Annotated in this window: 16 protein-coding genes; all 16 read left to right on the forward strand. The window is 48.6% G+C overall.

What is annotated here, in order from left to right; genetic code table 11:
• The first annotated feature begins 14 nt into the window (after positions 1-14).
• The 16 genes from rsmH to G7Y46_RS05835 all read left to right on the forward strand — a co-directional run bounded on the left by rsmH (position 15) and on the right by G7Y46_RS05835 (position 17,986).
• On the forward strand, positions 15-971 hold the full coding sequence (gene rsmH / locus G7Y46_RS05760) for a 16S rRNA (cytosine(1402)-N(4))-methyltransferase RsmH (RefSeq protein ID WP_165062292.1): 957 nt from the start codon (positions 15-17) through the stop codon (positions 969-971).
• Positions 972-999: 28 nt separating this feature from the next.
• Positions 1,000-1,458 (forward strand): cell division protein FtsL, encoded by a 459-nt coding sequence (locus G7Y46_RS05765; protein WP_165062291.1) that lies wholly within the window; start codon positions 1,000-1,002, stop codon positions 1,456-1,458.
• 7 nt (positions 1,459-1,465) lie between these two features.
• A complete protein-coding gene (locus G7Y46_RS05770; protein WP_165253163.1) occupies positions 1,466-3,238 on the forward strand; it encodes a penicillin-binding protein 2 in 1,773 nt (590 codons plus the stop codon).
• A 6-nt stretch (positions 3,239-3,244) separates the two neighbouring features.
• Positions 3,245-4,741 (forward strand): UDP-N-acetylmuramoyl-L-alanyl-D-glutamate--2,6-diaminopimelate ligase, encoded by a 1,497-nt coding sequence (locus tag G7Y46_RS05775; RefSeq protein WP_241157067.1) that lies wholly within the window; start codon positions 3,245-3,247, stop codon positions 4,739-4,741.
• A gap of 49 nt (positions 4,742-4,790) precedes the next feature.
• On the forward strand, positions 4,791-6,251 hold the full coding sequence (gene murF, locus G7Y46_RS05780) for a UDP-N-acetylmuramoyl-tripeptide--D-alanyl-D-alanine ligase (protein ID WP_241157068.1): 1,461 nt from the start codon (positions 4,791-4,793) through the stop codon (positions 6,249-6,251).
• The gene (mraY, locus tag G7Y46_RS05785) at positions 6,251-7,294 is read left to right on the forward strand and encodes a phospho-N-acetylmuramoyl-pentapeptide-transferase (RefSeq protein WP_165253167.1); all 1,044 of its coding nucleotides are present in this window, start codon (positions 6,251-6,253) and stop codon (positions 7,292-7,294) included. The genes murF and mraY overlap by 1 nt, the downstream gene beginning before the upstream one ends.
• Entirely contained in the window at positions 7,294-8,964 is a 1,671-nt protein-coding gene (gene murD, locus G7Y46_RS05790; RefSeq protein ID WP_165253169.1) for a UDP-N-acetylmuramoyl-L-alanine--D-glutamate ligase, read from the forward strand. The genes mraY and murD overlap by 1 nt, the downstream gene beginning before the upstream one ends.
• Positions 8,965-8,968: 4 nt before the next feature.
• Complete coding sequence (locus tag G7Y46_RS05795) at positions 8,969-10,216, forward strand: putative peptidoglycan glycosyltransferase FtsW (RefSeq protein WP_165062286.1); 1,248 nt, start codon at positions 8,969-8,971, stop codon at positions 10,214-10,216.
• Positions 10,201-11,301: an undecaprenyldiphospho-muramoylpentapeptide beta-N-acetylglucosaminyltransferase gene (gene murG, locus G7Y46_RS05800; RefSeq protein ID WP_241157069.1), complete on the forward strand. Its 1,101-nt coding sequence runs from the start codon at positions 10,201-10,203 to the stop codon at positions 11,299-11,301. The genes G7Y46_RS05795 and murG overlap by 16 nt, the downstream gene beginning before the upstream one ends.
• An 82-nt stretch (positions 11,302-11,383) precedes the next feature.
• Entirely contained in the window at positions 11,384-12,781 is a 1,398-nt protein-coding gene (gene murC / locus G7Y46_RS05805) for a UDP-N-acetylmuramate--L-alanine ligase (protein ID WP_165253173.1), read from the forward strand.
• A gap of 3 nt (positions 12,782-12,784) precedes the next feature.
• A complete protein-coding gene (murB, locus tag G7Y46_RS05810; RefSeq protein ID WP_241157070.1) occupies positions 12,785-13,708 on the forward strand; it encodes a UDP-N-acetylmuramate dehydrogenase in 924 nt (307 codons plus the stop codon).
• 58 nt (positions 13,709-13,766) lie between these two features.
• Positions 13,767-14,852 (forward strand): FtsQ-type POTRA domain-containing protein, encoded by a 1,086-nt coding sequence (locus tag G7Y46_RS05815; protein ID WP_241157071.1) that lies wholly within the window; start codon positions 13,767-13,769, stop codon positions 14,850-14,852.
• A 100-nt stretch (positions 14,853-14,952) separates the two neighbouring features.
• The gene (locus G7Y46_RS05820) at positions 14,953-15,252 is read left to right on the forward strand and encodes a helix-turn-helix transcriptional regulator (protein WP_165253175.1); all 300 of its coding nucleotides are present in this window, start codon (positions 14,953-14,955) and stop codon (positions 15,250-15,252) included.
• A gap of 3 nt (positions 15,253-15,255) precedes the next feature.
• A complete protein-coding gene (locus tag G7Y46_RS05825; RefSeq protein WP_165253177.1) occupies positions 15,256-16,500 on the forward strand; it encodes a type II toxin-antitoxin system HipA family toxin in 1,245 nt (414 codons plus the stop codon).
• Between the two features lie 261 nt (positions 16,501-16,761).
• Positions 16,762-17,274, forward strand: a complete 513-nt coding sequence (gene loaP, locus G7Y46_RS05830) for an antiterminator LoaP (protein WP_165253179.1) — start codon at positions 16,762-16,764, stop codon at positions 17,272-17,274.
• Between the two features lie 10 nt (positions 17,275-17,284).
• A complete protein-coding gene (locus G7Y46_RS05835; protein ID WP_165253181.1) occupies positions 17,285-17,986 on the forward strand; it encodes a sugar transferase in 702 nt (233 codons plus the stop codon).
• Positions 17,987-18,059 lie beyond the last annotated feature (73 nt).

An 18,059-nucleotide genomic window follows, 5' to 3' on the forward strand; every position in this document is an offset into this window, starting at 1 on the left:
ACTCTCAAGGCACTATGACAAGCGAATATCGGCATATTCCGGTTCTATCTGCCGAATGTATAGACGCTCTGGCTTGTCAGCCGGGGTGCGTGCATCTAGATGCAACGCTTGGGTTTGCGGGTCATGCTATGTTGGTGGCCGCCAAACTTGGGCGTGAAGGTTTGCTAATAGGCATCGATCAAGATGCGGTGGCACGGGAAGAGGCAAAGCAAAAGCTCTCTAAACTTCCCGCTGATGTAAAGCCGCATATAGAGGTGCTAGCGGGCAATTTCGGCAACATGGATGAACTTCTGATGGGAATACCCATCGTCGGTATCGATTCGGTATTGTTCGATTTAGGTGTCTCATCGGTACAGCTGGACACGCCATCACGCGGCTTCTCTTATAAGGAAGGCGCACCACTCGATATGCGAATGGATCCGAGTAATCAAACTTTAACCGCACAAGAGGTCATTAACACTTATAACGCAGCAGACCTCGCTCGGATCATACGCACTAACTCGGACGAGAGGTGGGCTAGCCGCATCGCTGAATTCATTGTGAAATCTAGGGCTGAGGTGCCCATAAGAACTAGCGACCAATTGGTTGACATTATCAAGGCCGCTATACCGGCAGCAGAACGCCGCCACGGTGGTCATCCGGCAAAACGAACATTTCAGGCAATACGCATTCATGTGAATTCCGAATTAGAGGTACTGCGCAGCGGACTTGATGCGGCTATTAGATGGCTAAACCCGGGTGGACGTATAGCTGTTATAAGCTACCACTCTTTGGAAGACCGGATAGTAAAAGAAACATTTGCATCTTTTGAAAATCGTTGCACGTGTCCACCCGATTTCCCGGTGTGCGCATGTGGACGTAAGCCGATATTGAAAGTACTTACACGTAAGCCCGTTCTACCTGATGCGGCTGAGGTGGATCGGAATCCGCGGGCTCGTAGCGCTAAGTTGCGAGTGGCTCAGAAGCTTTAAGGCTGCATGATGAGGTGAGAAGGTAAGCGTGAGCGCTTATATGGATTACAACTACGGCACTTCGGCACGATACTACGAAGATCAGCCAGACTTTTTGTTTGAGGTCGTGCCGGGCGGCGCACCTGAGCAAGAAACACAAGCTGTATCTAGTCTAGTTGCCAAAGCCGTGCGCGTGCTTGCTATAGTTGTAGCCGCATTTGCGCTGGTGGGTGCAGTTCGTGTCACCTTTGATTCCATGACCATAAGCACAGCTTTGGAATACCGTCAGCTTTCCCGCGATATAGACGCAGCGCGAACAGAGGGCAATGCGCTAGAACTTGAGAAAAGCACGCTGTCTAATCCGGGTCGCATAAAGACAGAAGCGCACAACATAGGAATGCTATCGCCTGCGCAAACTACTTATATAGATCTTTCTGACGATATAGTTGTAACAGACGATGCGGGTAATCTGTCGCTTTCTGGCAGTATGGCTGCGGCGGCGCAATAAGGACAATATGACGGGTAATTCTCGAAAAAAAGGAAACGGCAGAGGCAGAGGCAAACAACGCACTCGCTTCACCGATGCTTCTTTTGCTCAAAATATCCGCCAGCGTTTGCGCTCGGACGACATCTTGAATGCGGGTGCTCTGCGCTCTACTCACTACGTGTTCATTTTCTTTGCAATAATTGCGGCTGTGTTTTTTCTGCGCCTTGTGTTTCTTCAGGTAATAGTTGCTGGCGAATACAGCGCGCAGGCAGAAGAATCACGCACCATCAACTTCGAAATATCGGCGCGTCGTGGCACGATATACGATCGCAATGGCGAAATTTTAGCAACCAGTGTTGATGCCACCACAATATATTGCAATCCAACAGAGGTTACAGATGCGAAGTGGGAATCTGAGCAAATTCAGCGCATACTTGAAGGCAACGCGGAAGACTACGAAAAGCTGCTATCTAAAGATTCTACTTCTTTTGTTTATGTGAAGCGTCAAGCCGATGTTGACAAGGCGGAAGAACTGAAATCATTAGAGCTTGATGGCATTTATTTCATTTCCGACAGCAGGCGCGAATATCCGCATGGCGCTACGGGGGGTCAGGTAATAGGTGTTTGCGATGTAGACGGTAATGGCATAAGTGGCTTGGAGTTGCAATATGACGAAATTCTTCGCGGTACACCCGGCAAATATTCTGGTGAACGCGGTGTTAAGGGAACACCTATTCCCGGTGGCGTGCATGAAGACAGCCCCGCAATAGATGGTGAAGACATAATGGTTTCCTTAGATATACGCCTGCAAGATACTATGGAAGCTGCGCTTAGTAAACAGGTGACAACCTACGATAGTGAGCATGGTTCGTCGGTTGTTATGGATGCCGATACAGGCGAAATATATGCCATTTGTTCGTATCCATATTTAGACCCTACAAATCTTAGCGAATCTCTCATAGGTTCCGATAATTTGTTGGCTGTTACGCAGCCAATAGAGCCGGGTTCGTCTTTCAAATCGGTGTCGGCGCTGACTGTGCGCGATGCTGATGCTATGGGGGTAGACGATACAATATTTGCCCCGCGCGAACTGCATGCTGACGAATACGTCATAACTGATGCTAAATGGCGCCCAGATGTAATATATTCGCTGCGCGACATAATAAGTAAGTCTTCAAATGTGGGCATTTCGCTTGCTACTGAAAAAGCTGGGTTTGAAAATCTTTACAACATGATAAACACTTGCAAGCTCTCTGAAAAAACGGGCGTGGATTACCCGGGCGAGGCGCAAGGCAGTATGCCCAAATTTAACGAATGGGCAAAAATTACTGGATACAATATTAGTTTTGGTCAGGGTATTACTGTAACTCCCTTGCAAATGACTCGCTTTTACGGAGTATTGGCAACGGGCGGTACATTAGTTCAGCCGCATTTTCTTCTTATGAAGCCGCAAACAGGCGAATGGATTCAATACGATTCCGAAAAAGTAATTGACAACGACCAAGCTATTGAAGATGTAAACGAAATGCTGCGCGGTGTTGTTACCGACGGTACTGGCAAAAAGGCTAATATCGACGGATTCTGTACAGTGGGCAAAACATCTACTGCCGAAATTGCCGAAAACGGCGGATACGCAGAAGACAGATACAATCTAGCCTTTGTGGGATTCATTGATAATTCTAATAGTAATCTAGTTTGCTACGTTGGTGTAAATGACGTTATTTACGAAGGCAATGTAGCGGAGGGATTTAAGGATATAATGACGAGTGCTATCGAACAATATAATATAGTTCCGAATTGAGTTGGCATGATTAAGAAAACATGTGCTGAACTTTTTAAACATGTTCCCTGTACTGTAATTGGGGACGAATCGGCTGAGGTAGGGGGTCTAGCCCATAGAAGCGATTGCGTAGCGCCGGGAGATGCGTTTTTTTGCATAGTGGGTCTTAGTGTGGATGGACACACGTTTGCTCAAGATGCCATAGACCGCGGTGCTAGCGTTATTGTGGCTGAGCGCAAGGTTTACCTAGCCGACGCAACAGATGTAACCGAAGTGATTGTGTCCGATTCGCGGCGTGCCATGGCTGAAGCATCGTGCGCTTTCTACGACTGGCCAAGTGAAAGTTTCAATTTGGTTGGTGTAACTGGCACGAATGGCAAGACCACTACCACTTATTTGGTAGAGCACATAATGCGACAAATGGGGCACAAAACAGGCGTAATAGGCACTGTGGGCATTCAGATAGATGGCAAGCGCGTAGAAAGCGAGCGCACAACTCCTGAATCGCCCGATTTGCAGGGCATGTTCGCCGATATGCGAAATGCGGGTGTAACGTGTGCTGCGATGGAGGTTAGTTCCCATGCGTTAGATCTTGAACGTACATGGGGCACTAAGTTTGCTGTTAGTGCGTTTACGAATTTGACGCAAGATCACCTTGATTACCATAAAACGTTTGATGCGTATTTCGAGGCAAAGGCTTTGCTGTTTAGTTCCGCCTATCCTGCGGCTCGTGTTATAAACGGGCAGGATAAGTGGGGTGCTAAGCTAATACAGCGCTGCTTAGACGCGGGAGATAAAGTTCTTACTTATGGTGCCGACGAGGCGGGCAGCTTTGATATAGCATGGCGCAATGTTGAATATGGTGCAATAAGTACAACCGCTACATTTAATATATGCGGAGAAGACTTTACAGTAACGTATCCTTTGGTTGGGCGTTTTAATGTAGAGAATGCGGCTTGTGCCTTAGGTATAGCTGTTCAACTGGGAATTTCGGCACAAGACGCTATAGAGGCGCTAACTAGCGCGTCTCCTGTTCCCGGGCGAATGCAGCTGGTTGAGGGTAGCAGTTCTTCGGGTGTGTCTGTTGTGGTTGATTACGCGCATACTCCGGATGCACTTGAAAAGGCAATAGCTTCTGTGAAGCAAATTGCGGGCGCGGGTCGCACCATAGTAGTATTTGGTTGTGGCGGAGACAGAGACAGCGCGAAGCGTCCCATAATGGGCAAAGCGGCGCTGGCCGCCGATTTCGCAATAGTTACTAGCGACAATCCTAGAAGTGAAAACCCTGAAGCAATAATTTGCGATATTGTGGCTGGTATGAATTCAGAAAAAGAGAAATTTAGCGTAGAGCCCGACAGGGCTCGTGCTATACAGTTGGCTATAGATGCAGCCAGTTCCGGAGATGTTGTTTTAGTGGCTGGCAAGGGACATGAGAATTATCAGATTATCGGAGATGAAAAGATTCATTTCGACGATTGTGAGACGGCAGCAAAAGCGCTAAAGATAAGGGCGCACAGGAGTTAAAATGCGCTTAAACGCAAAACAGATTGCCCTGTATACCGGCGGGGATTTTTTGATAGAACCGATAGACGGAAGTGCTCTTTTAACGGGCATTACGTGGGATTCGCGCGATGTAGAGCCCGGTTGGCTTTACGTTGCATTGCCCGGTGAGCATGTTGATGGGCATCAATTTGTAGAGCCGGCGTTGCGCGCGGGTGCTATTGGCGCGCTTGTAAGCGAAGCGCCCGATGCTAGGGCATGCACGCTGGCGCGCGAACTTGGTGTGGCAATAATACAAGCGCCTAATACATTCCATGCTATAACCGATCTGGCTAGTGAATGGCGACGGCACTTGAAAGGGAAAATTGTTGGTCTTACCGGGTCTACCGGAAAAACCACCACCAAGAATCTTACTCGCGATGTGTGTGCAGCGTGCTTTTCCGTTGTGGCAACCGAGGCGAATCAGAATAACGAATTAGGTGTGCCAAAAACAATTCTGAATGCGCAGCCCGAAACGCAAGTTGTAATAGTGGAAATGGGGATGCGCGGTGCTGGGCAGATAACACAGCTGTGCGAAGTGGCGCGACCCGATTGGGGGCTTGTTACAAATTGCGGCGAATCACATATAGAGTTGCTTGGAAGCCGTGAGGCTATTGCCTTTGCCAAGGCGGAACTATTCTCAGCACTTCCGCAAGGTGTTGGAAGAGCTTTTATTAATGCCGATGATGAATATGCCGCCGTTATGGTTGAGCGTTCTAAGCTTGAGCGCAACAACATAACCTGTGTTGCTTTTAATGGCTACGATGATGCGCGTGAAGCCGATGCGCTGCCGGCAGGACCGCGCGTTTGGGCTGAGGATGTTCGCTTAGATGCGCAAGGGTCGGCGGAATTTACGCTTTGTGCTAGTGGTTTTGCAGATTCTGATGAAGACCCGCGCCAGCCGACGTTGTTTACAATGGCACCCGATGTTGAACGCGCTTCATGTCACTTAAGCCTTATGGGGTTGCATAACGTGTCGAATGCCTGCGCAGCTGCTGCTGTGGGGCGTTCCATGGGAATGACTTTGCAGACAGTAGCGCAGGCACTAGCCGAGTCTCTTCCAGAGCCGGGTAGGGCGCAGGTGTGTAAAGGGCGCGATGGCTTCATTGTTATAAACGATGCATACAACGCGAATCCCGATTCTATGTGTGCGTCGCTGCGTGCTTTCGGAGCGATGGATATATCGGGGCGCAGATTTGCTGTTTTGGGTGATATGGGTGAATTGGGCGATTTTGCTCAGGAATGCCACATGCGCGTTGGTGGATATGTGGCAGCACAGCCAATAGATGCGCTTATATGTGTGGGCGAGCTTAGCCGCTATATTGCTGAAGGGGCGCGTGAGGCAGGATTGCCAAATGAGCGCATTATTGTTGCTGAAGGAATTGGCGAAGTTTTAGGAGAGTTAGAAGAGACTCTTTGCGCTGACGACGCAGTACTTGTAAAAGCGTCGCATTTCATGGGGCTCGACCGTTTGGTTGAGGGGCTGATAAGTTAATGTTTTCTTTTTTTGCTGCATATCCTACTTTTCTAGTATTTCTTGGCACTGTATTTGGCATGGTGTTAACAATACTTTTCATGCCTGCGTTTATACGCTTTCTAAGGCGAGGTCACATTGGACAACAAGTTCGCGATGATGGACCACAGACTCATTTAGTTAAACAGGGAACGCCTACTATGGGCGGCGTAATAATGCTTATAGCTGTAGCGCTAACTATTTTATTGGTGGGCTTGCCCGATTTGGAAACGTATCTTTTATTGGGCGCAGTAGTGCTTACTGGTGTTTTAGGTTTAATAGACGACGTGTCGAAGGTGGCGCACGCCCGCTCACTTGGGCTTACTCCCGCTGCAAAACTTGTCGGTCAATTCGTCATAGCTGCAATATTTGTGCTTTGCGCTGTGAATCTTTTGGGCATACCGCCTACTGTGGAAATTCCGTTTATATACACTTTCGATCTGGGAATTTTGACCACCACTATCCCTATGGGCGATGGGCAGCTGCAAATACCTTGGCTCTACCTTGTATTCTGCCTTATCCTGCTTGTTGGTATGTGCAATGCCGTAAATTTGACAGATGGACTAGACGGTTTAGCTGCTGGTACAGTTATGATAGTAATGCTGGTAATGGCTGCTATTGCTTACCGAGAAAACATGCTGGAACCTTCTATTTTTGCTGCGGCAGTAGCGGGCACATGTGTAGGATTTCTTTGGTTTAACAGCCACCCGGCAGATATTTTTATGGGCGATACGGGCTCGCTTGCGCTGGGTATGGCGCTAGGCTGTTTGGCGGTTGTAACAAAGACCGAATTCGTTGTAATAATAATTGGTGGCTTGTTTGTGTGCGAGGCGCTATCGGTCATAATTCAGGTATGGCATTTTCGTCGTACAGGAAGGCGTGCATTCCTTATGGCTCCGCTTCATCACCATTTTGAGAAAAAAGGATGGAGTGAAACGAAGGTGGTTGTTCGCTTCTGGATTATATCGGGCACGTTCGCTATATGCGGATTTGTGCTTTACTTCGCGGAATCGTTGGTGGCATAATGGCGGGCTTATTGCTAGAACACCGCAAGATGGCTTATGCAGATCTAGGGCATGTGGCTATACTTGGGTTGGGTGTTACCGGAAAAGCATGCTTAAATTACTTGAAGCCTTTGGTAGGCAGTCGCGTTCGCAAGCTAACCGTTGTTGAAAACGACGAGCAGCCAATAGATGGCGAATTCGATTTGTGCATAGCAAGTCCCGGGATATCGCAGTTTAGCAACATGTACAATGCGGCAAAGGCGGCAAGTTCGGAAATTATAAGCGAGGTAGAATTCGCTTGGCGTGAAAGCGCCGCAAATTCAAAATGGGTAGCGATAACCGGCACAAATGGTAAAACTACGACAACTGCACTTGTTGCGCATATAATGCGTGAATGCGGATACAATGTGCGCTGCGTTGGGAATATTGGGGATGCGTGCATAACTGCTGTTGGGGAGGCTTCGGACGAGCTGCGTTCAGAAGCTTCGCAGCCTTCACTCCGCTCATCCGAAGCCTCTCCAATGAATACCGAGACTGCTCAGGTAGCTGAAGAGCTGCGTTCAGAAGCTGCGCAGTCTTCACTCCGCTTATCCGAGGCTTCTTTAATGTCCGTTGGAGCAAAGGGGGGAGAAGTCTTCTGCTCAAACAGTCCTGACTTTGGCAAAAGCACCACTGGTGCTTTTGCGTCGTGCGGAACTGCGCTTAAGACCACCCCCCCCTTCGCTCCAACTACTTACTATGTTGCTGAGGTTTCGTCTTATCAGTTGGCTTCTACTTTTGCGTTTGCGCCCGATGTGGCTGTGGTACTGAATATTACACCCGACCATTTGGCTTGGCACAGATCGCATGAGAACTACGCAGAGGCTAAGTGGAAAGTGCTGGCTAATTTAGCGAATGTGGCAGATGGCATTGCGGTGCTTAATGCAACCGATGACGAAGTGCGTGCAAAAATTCGACAACTTAGGGCAGACAGCACGCGTGGGTTTGACTACATTCCGCTTGGTACTGCTAAGGGCATCAATTTCGATATGCGACAGGCGTGCGGGTCGCGCAACGCTGCTTTTGTTTTACCCGATGGCACGATGTGTGTGGCTTTGCGCGGTGAAGAGTATGCGCTTTGCAATATTGCCGATTTGCAGCTTTCCGGTGCCCATAATGTGGAAAATGCGCTAGCGGCAGCTTCGGCTGCTATTGCTGCTGGGGCTAATGCAGAATGTGTGGCGGGTGCGCTTACTTCTTTTGCGCCGCTTCCGCATCGAATAGAGCCTGTCGGCACTGTTCGCGGCGTGCGGTTCTATAACGATTCGAAAGCTACTAATACCGATGCTACCTTAAAGGCTGTTGCGGCGTTTTTGCCCGAGAAGCCAATAATGCTACTTGGCGGGCGCGATAAAGGCACCGACCTTTCCGATTTGGTGGAATCTTGTGCTGCTCATGCTAAGGCTGTCATTAATTACGGGGAATCGGCTGAGAGATTTGCGGAGGCATTCGCGAACATAGACTCTATTGATGTGCACAGAGCAGTAGGCATGGCTGATGCGTTCAATATGGCGTTGGATATAGCCGATGCGGGCGATATTGTTCTTCTTTCTCCGGCGTGTGCGTCATTTGATGAATTTACTTGTTTTGAAGAGCGCGGAGACTCTTTTAAGGATTTGGTAGAGCGCGCGCGAAGCGTTTGTGGAGAATAGGCGCATGGCGCGCGATAAAAATCGCAGTTCACACGCTCATGGCATGAGTACGGCACGCACTTTGCTTATTGTGGCAGTGCTTTGTCTTGTGGCTATTGGGCTACTCATGGTTTACTCTACGACTTCCGTTGTACTGGCGGGCGCTGGGAAGTCGCCATTTTCTGATGTGGGCAATCAGGCGGCATTTGCTGTTATTGGAATAGTGGCTGCAATTGTTATATGGCGCGTTATTCCTTATGGTGCATGGGCGGGGTCTTTTACATGGATAGTGTGGGGTGTTGGCATAGTGCTGCTGTTCCTTACATGGATTGCCGGAACAGAGGTTAACGGTGCTAAGCGCTGGCTCTACATTGGACCTTTAGGTATGCAGCCTTCCGAGCTTATAAAAATAGCGTTGCTGCTAATGGCAATTCGTATTATGAACGATATGCGCCAAGGCAATATAGAGGTGCGCGCAGCTATTGTGCAGGCTCTGCTGCTTATATTGCTGCCGGTAGTTTTTCTGTATCTTACTCAGTCTGACCTAGGTACCACCCTTATTTGTGTTGTAGGTATTTTCGCCGTTATGTGGATTGGCGGCATATCGGGCAAATGGCTTTTAGGCATTGGCGCGTTGCTGTTTATAGCGGCAGCTTACGCCATTTTTGGCACGGGCTTTCGCAGTGGGCGTTTGGTGTATCTTGACCCTTGGGGTGACGGGCAGAATGGATACGGTACCGGATACAACATTATCAGGTCGTATTACGCGCTTTCCGAAGGCGGTTTGTTTGGTGTAGGTATTGGCAATTCGCACGAAAAGTTCGACTATTTGTTTGCGTCGGAAAGCGACTTTATTTTTGCGGTTATTGGTGAAGAGACAGGGCTTGTAGGTGCGCTAGTTGTTGTAACGCTGTTTTTACTGGTACTGTATGCGGGTTTGAAAATATCCGAGGGTGCACCTGACGAATTGGGCGCTATGATTGCAGGTGGGTTTGCAATTATGCTGGTATTTCAGGCGTTTTTGAATATCGGCTGCACCATTGGTGTTTTCCCGACTACGGGAAAACCGTTGCCGTTCATATCGTCGGGTGGTACATCTATTGTTGCGTCGCTTCTGATGGTGGGGCTGATTCTATCGGTAGAGCGTGCATCGGAAATGCCAGATTCACATGAGCGGGTGCGTCAAGAATTTAGGGTGCATCGCGGAGGTGCCGGTGGCGGCGCACAATGGCAAGACAGAGGCGGAAGGAGCGATCAGTGGCGAAGAAGATAGTGCTTTCAGGTGGTGGCACAGCCGGTCACATTAATCCTGCTCTGGCGCTTGCTGAAGTCTTAGAAGAGCGCGGATTAGAAGTGTATTTTGCCGGTACTCCAAATGGATTGGAATCTCGTTTAGCTGTAGCGGCGGGTTTGCCGTATAAAGCTTTTGATGCTAGTGGCTTTCGCCGTTCGCATCCAGCATCAATTGTTACAGGGGTGCGCCGCATTGCGAAAAGTACAAAGCAAGCTAAGGCATGGTTTTCACAATTGAAACCCAATGCTGTGGTAGGTTTTGGGGGCTATGCCTGCATTCCGGTGTCTAGGGCGGCAGAGCAGATGAGCGTTCCTGTTGTTTTGCACGAACAGAATTCTGTTATGGGTATGGCTAATAAGTATCTTTCAAAGCGTGCTGCTGCGGTTTGTTTAACATACGAAGACACCATTGGCAATAATGCCGATCCTTCGCGCACATATATCACGGGGAATCCCGTGCGCGCTAGCGTGCTTAGCGCAACTCGCGAAGAGGGGCGTGCAATGTATGGCATTGCCGACGATGCGCTTGTGCTGCTTGTGTTTGGTGGTAGCTTAGGGGCTAGGCATATTAATCATGCCATTGTGGCTATGAAAGATGAACTTCTTCAACGCAGCAATCTTCACATTGTGCACATTACGGGGCAAAAAGAACTAGAACAGGTGCAAGCCGATCTGTCGCTTAGCGAAGGCGAAGCGAAGCGCTGGCATGTGATGGGCTATCAGGACAAGATGGCGCAAACGCTTGCTGCTGCCGATTGTGTGGTTAGTAGAGCTGGCGCTACGTCGTTGGCGGAAATTTCTGCGCGTTGCATTCCGGCGATTTTGGTGCCTTTTCCCTATGCCGCAGAAGATCATCAGACGAAAAATGCTGCAGGATATGTAGCTGCTGGTGCAGCTGAATTAGTGCCAGACGATAAATTGGATACGCCTGAATTTGCCGATACGGTGCTTGAATTGGTGGACAATGCTGGCAAGCGGCAGTGTATGCAGCAGGCGGCGGCTGCGCTTGAAACAGCCGATGCGTCACATAAACTGGCTGATATTGTGATAGATGTGGCAAACTAAATTGTGTGGCTGCAAACATAAGCGCATCACGGTAAAATAAAGGTTCGCAAATGTAGAGCAAACGCAAAAAGGAAGTATTAAAATGCCGCACACTATCTCTGACACCCTGCATTTTATCGGTATAGGCGGAGTTGGCATGAGCGGCATAGCTAGTGTAGCTGTGGCTCAGGGCTTTAAAGTTAGCGGGTCCGATATGAAAGCCAGCCGCTATACTAAGCGTTTGCAAGACGAAGGCGTGCAGGTTTTTATTGGGCACGATGCCAAGAACTTACCCGAGACGGATGCAACAGTTGTAGTTTCTACGGCTATTTTGCCGAATAACCCAGAATTGCAAGAGGCAAAGCGCCGTAACATGCATATTGTTCACAGAGCGCAGATGCTTGCTGCACTTGGGCGTGGATTGGAAACGCTTGCGGTGGCTGGTACCCACGGGAAAACAACCACATCTTCTATGTTGGCTAGCGTGCTAGATTCTATGGGGAAAGACCCTACGTTTCTTATTGGTGGTACGGTTCGCCAATATGGCACGAATGCCCATAGTGGGCGCGGGGAATTTTACGTGGTAGAGGCTGATGAGTCTGATAAGTCGTTTACGTGGCTTGACCCGATGGCGGCTATAGTTACTAATATAGAGCCCGATCATTTAGACCACTATGCAAATGTGGGCGAAATCTATTACCAGTTCAGCCAGTTTATGAACACTGTGCCCGACGGTGCGCCCATAGTTGTATGTGGTGAAGATGCTAAGTTGGTAGATACGGCGCACAAAAGTGCAGGTAAGGTTATAACTTACGGTTTTGGCGATGCGTGCGATGCGCGAATACTTGAATGTATGCCAGAAGGAGTTGGCATGGAGTTTAAGCTGCAGCTGCCAAGTGGCGCGATTGTGCAAAGCCGCATTAAGCAAAACCCCGGAAAGCATAATGTGCTAAACGGTGCGGCTGTGCTTACATTGCTAGATGCTTTGGGAATGGATGTTGCTGCAGCAGCGCTCGCTTTGGCTGATTTTGCAGGTGTGCGCCGTCGGTTCGATTTGGTTGGCAAGACTGGTGACGTTACCGTGGTGGACGATTACGCGCATCATCCCACTGAAATAGCCGCTACGGTGCGTGCGGCTAAAGAGTTGGGATTTGCGCGCGTTCATGTGCTATTTCAGCCACATAGGTATTCGCGTGCTCCGTTGTTTACCGAAGTGCTGAAAGATGAATTTGGCGAAGCGTTCGACGATGCCGATACGGTTACATTTATGGATGTGTTTTCAGCGGGCGAGGCACCGGTGCCCGGAATTACAGGTAAAACGTTTTTGAATGTTGTGCTTCAACATGAAGGTCATCCGCAGGCTAATTATATTCATAGGCGTATAGATGCAGCTTCTGCTATGGCTAAACTTGCGAACCCGGGCGATTTGATAATAACGATGGGTGCTGGCGATGTTACGGAAATTGGTCCATTAATTCTGGCGGAATTGGCGAAGGAGTAGCTTTTGGCAGCACATGCGACTCCGCTCGAGGCGCTGCTAATGAACCCCGCTTTCGACGGCGAGGTTATGCTGGCTGAACCTATGAGCGCACATACTACGTATCGTATAGGCGGACCAGCCCGTTGGTTTGTGCGTGCCGATTCGCTTTCGGCGCTGACCGGCTTGCTAGATGCTTGCGCGAACCAGCGCATGTCGTGGGCAATGGTTGGGCGCGGGTCTAACTTGCTTGTGGCTGATAGTGGTTTTGATGGTGTTGTGGTTACTCTCGGACGCGATTTTCGAGCTTTTCGTGTACAGGAAGATGGACTTAGCATATCGGCGGGCGCGGGTGTTTTGTTGTCTGCTGTTGTGCAAGAGGCGTTTAAAAGATCGCTTGCCGGGTTGGAGTTCGCTGTTGGAACGCCCGGGAATTTAGGCGGCGCACTTCGCATGAATGCAGGTTCGGCTGATGAATATATTGGCAGTCGGGTTGTTAGTGTTACGGTATATACGCCGGGTGTAGGTATGCGCAAGCTGCAGGCAAGCGATGTGAAATGGGGCTATCGCGCCACGTCTTTTGCCTTAGATGATGTAATCTTAGAGTGCGAACTTGCGCTAGAAGGTGCTGATCCGTTTTTCATTCGTGGGAAAATGGAGGCGAACTTGAAGCGGCGCAAAGCATCGCAGCCGCTAGATCTTCCTAGTTGTGGCAGTGTATTTCGGAATCCGCCGGGAGAATCGGCGGCAAAGTTGATAGATAAGGCAGGTTTGAAAGGTACAAAGTGCGGCGGCGCACAAGTAAGTAACAAGCATGCTAACTTCATAGTGAATACAGGCGGCGCTAGCGCTGCCGATGTTCGCCAATTGATAGATACTGTAAAGGCACGGGTGTTCGAGTCGTATGGCATACAGCTCACGACAGAAGTCCGGTTCCTCGGGTTCCGCTAGGCAGCGGCGCGCGAGTAGCGCTCGCAATAATGCAACGCGCCGCGTGGATAGCCGCAGCATGTCGGCTAGCACCTCGGCGCGCGCAAGCAGAAGAGTTCCCGATATTCGCAGCATGCGCACAAGCGATTTACGCACGGCGGATGGTGTTCGCGCAACGGGTGGTGCACGCGCAGCGGGTGGTGCGCGCATGACTGGCGGTGCACGCACGACGAGTGGTGCGCGTGCTAACAGAAACGCCGCAGCCGAAAGTAGGCTTGGGAATTATAGCGTGCAAGGTGGGCGCACTGTATCTGAGATTAATAGGATGGCGCGAAATCAGGAAAGGCGCCAGCGCCGAGCAGAATCTATGCAACGCGCAGCACGGGCAACGCGGCGTCCGCTGATAATTATTGGGGTTATTGTTGCGCTAATTATTGCATTTATGCTGGCTGTTTTTATTGCTTCGCGTACCGATTTATTCCTAGTTGAGGAAGTTAAGTTCGAAGGCGTAGAGCATCTAACCTCCACCGAGGCTAATGCGCTTGTTAATGTCCCGGAAGGCACAACTCTACTAAATGTGGATATAGACAGCATAAAAGCTAGCCTCATGCGCGATTCATGGGTGGAAAGCGTAGAGGTTAAACGCGAATTCCCCTCTACGCTGACAATTGTGGTTAACGAGCGTGATATTGCTGCAATAGTGGAAATTCCTATGGGGCAGGCGCAGACCATTCAAAATTGGGCAATTAGCCCTGAAGGCATATGGATCATGGCAATTCCGAATCAAGATTCTGAAATAGGTCAGCAGATAAGTCCGAAAATTTATGAAGATGCAGATTCAGCCATACATATAACCGGCGTGCAGGTTGGCGTTATACCGGAGATGGGTAAAGAATGCACCGATCCCAATGTAAACAATGCGCTTGAAATAATTACTGGGCTTACGACCGATCTTGCTAATCAGGTGAAGTCGGTTAGCGCGTCGGACGTGGAATCTACAACGCTTACTCTGAAAAGCAACGTGGAAATAGCTTTTGGCACCGCCGACAACATTCGCGACAAAGAGCGCGTGTGTCTAGAGATTATGGAAAAGAATCCGAAGGTTGTTTATATAAATGTGCGTGTAGCAGATCGTCCAACTTGGCGCTCTCCCGATGGGAATTAATGACAGCGAGGAAATTTGTATTGCTATTATGTCGAAAATAATTAGCATAAAGCACTATAATGCTAATAATAATTAACATAAATAACCGTAGGATGCAAATTTGAAGCGTTTACTAAACACACGAACACGCCTTGCGGCACAACACGTAGGGGAAAATTTGCGCACATGGCGTAAGCTGCGTGGGCTAACTATTCAGCAGATGGCTGACAAAGTTGGTGTATCTAGGGCTACTATAGCGGCAGTAGAAAAGGGTGATCCGACGGTTTCATTTCAGACGATTATCGGAATATGCAATGTGATAAGCGTAACCGATCGGCTTATTGAGGCCCTAGACCCGTACGAGACGGATTTTGGTCGCGCCCGTGCCGATCAAGAACTTCCAAAACGCATAAGGGGATAACATATGCTTTCCCAGTTAGATGTATATGCCGACATAGATAGCATTCCAGTGTATGCGGGGCGAGCTTATTTCAGCATGCGTGGGAATACGCTGACTACAACTTTTGCTTATGCAAGCGATTATCTTTCTGATTCCCGTGCATATGAGATAGATCCTGCGTTTCCTTTAATCGGTTCAACTTATCACTGTAATGGGCTGCCGGGAGCGTTTAGCGATTCGGCGCCTGATCGCTGGGGTCGGAATCTTATTGATAAAGAACATCGTAGAAAATTGTTAGACGCTGGATATGTTGCACATAAATTGCGCGACGTAGATTATCTGGTTGGTGTTTTTGACGAAACTCGCGAGGGGAATTTGCGGTTTCGCGAACATGGAGGTGATTTTCTTTCGGAATCAAAGGCTATTCCGAAAATCATTCAGCTTCCCGAATTACTTGCTGCAAGTAGAGATTTGGCAAAAAATGCTGAATCTGATGCCGCAATAAAAACATTGTTGAGCGCTGGTTCGGGGTCTTTGGGTGGTGCACGTCCTAAAGCTTCCGTAGTACAAGATGGAAAATTATTGCTTGCAAAATTCCCGCATCCCTCCGATTCGTGGAATGTAATGGCTTGGGAGAAAACTGCTTTAGATATTGCTCGGCGGGCACACGCTGAAGTTCCGGCGAATAAACTTATTACGATAGGGTCAAGTTCGGTGTTGCTGCTTGAGAGATTTGATAGATACAATTCCTTGTTGAATGGAGCGCGCATTGCTTACATAAGCGCTATGACTTTGTTGGGTGCCCATGATGGTGAAATTTGCGATTATGGTGAATTGGCCGAAGCTATATCTTTGTGGGCTGGAGATCCAGCAACTGCTTCTGAAGAATTACTGCGCAGGATATTACTTTCAATTGCTCTTAATAATACGGATGATCACATGAGAAATCATGGCTTTATTAGGGTTGGAAATAAGTGGCAGTTTTCTCCATTGTTTGATGTAAATCCAAATTTAGACGGAAACAGCAGATGTGCTACGTCAATTCTTGGAGAATGCGGCGACCTAAGAGCTAAGGCTGCTATAGAACTCGCAAAATATATGGGTATTAAGAACGAGAAAACTACGGCAATTTTGTCGGAAGTGCTGTCGGCTGCATCTGAATGGAAGTCTATTGCGCGTAAGAATGGATGTTCTGATTCCGAGATTAAAAGCTTCGTTCCGATCATGCAAGAGCATCTGGCTGATTTAAGGGGCATCTCTTTGTTGTAGACTTGTCTGCCTTTAATGGTGCACGTTCGCGCGGGGCAGCGCAACGCTTGCATAAATGGTTTTTCACGAGTGTTTTGTGTGATATAGTGAGACGTGCTAACAGCAGGTGTGTTTTGTGTTGAAACGTATTTGTTAGCAGTTCGCTTTGCGGGTGTAGTTGCGCTACGCGAAGCAAATTACACTCTTTGCGCCTTGAACGATGCTGCGTTCAGCATCCGTTGGCTTAAAGGGACTGAATGCATTGTCGTTTAGGAGTTGCTGATGTGGTACGTCGTTCAAGTGGCGACCGGTCAGGAACAGTCTGCTGTCGATATGATATGCGAAGCGGCGGCTGGTTCTGCTGTGCTTAAAGAATGCTTTTGCCCGCACTACAAAACGGGCGAAAAGTGTGATGGCGTATGGGAAACGGTAGAGAAAGTGTTGTTTCCGGGCTACATTATTGTGGTGACAAATCAGGTAGAGCGCGTGGAGCAGGGACTTCGCGGTGTTAAGGCGTTCACGCGGCTTCTAGGTAACGACAAAGCATTTATTCCTTTAAGTAAAGGGGAAGTTGCGTGGATAGACGCATTCACGCAAAAAGACAATCGCACTGTGCAGATGAGCGAAGGATATGTTGATGGCGGCAAGTTGGTAATAACGGCTGGTCCGCTGCTTCATCACGAGGGTTTAATTCGTAAGGTGAACCATAGGAAGAAGCGCGCATATCTGCAGGTTAAGATGTTTGGTCGCATGATAAATGCCGAAGTTGGGCTAGCTATTAGGCGGAAGAGTTAGATTCCAAGCATTGGGCGAGAATCTCAAACGCAAACAAACGGAAGTTACGACAACAGCAGAATACACATCCGAATCTAGCAATACGCTTGCAAGAGCGCGCCAACCCCTACCATACCGCTTCATAAAGCGCACATTCGATATTGTGTTTAGCAGTGCAGTTATAGTAGTTGGGTTTGTACCAGCGCTAATATTATCTATTGCAATAGTTATAGATTCTCCGGGGGCAAGTCCAATTTATTCTCAAACTAGACTAGGTAGAGGCGAGAAGCCTTTTAAGATGTATAAGTTTAGAAGCATGATACCTAGTGCAGATGAACTACTACCTAATCTAAAAGATAAAAACGAAGCAACAGGACCTCTGTTTAAGATTAAAGATGACCCACGTGTTACTCGTGTAGGGCACTTCATTAGAAAACATTCAATAGATGAACTGCCTCAGTTTCTAAATGTATTTCTAGGACAGCTTTCTTGTGTAGGACCTCGTCCTCCTCTTCCAAGTGAAGTGGCTGAGTATACAGAGCGTGACAGATTACGCCTAACAGTAAAGCCGGGACTTTCAGGTTATTGGCAAATAAGTGGCAGAAGTGATTCCACCTTTAATGACATGGTAGATCTTGATATCAAATATATCGAAGAAGCCTCTCCTATAACAGATATAAAAGTTATAGGAAAGACAGTAGGTGTAATGTTTAAAGGTGACGGAGCCTACTAAGTTGATGTTGCTGGAGATGAGGCTCACACGGTTACTACTTTTGGCACGGAGGTTTTTTTCGTGTGAGTGAGCC

It is taken from the genome of Adlercreutzia sp. ZJ304, from assembly GCF_011039075.1.
Lineage (GTDB): Bacteria > Actinomycetota > Coriobacteriia > Coriobacteriales > Eggerthellaceae > Adlercreutzia_A.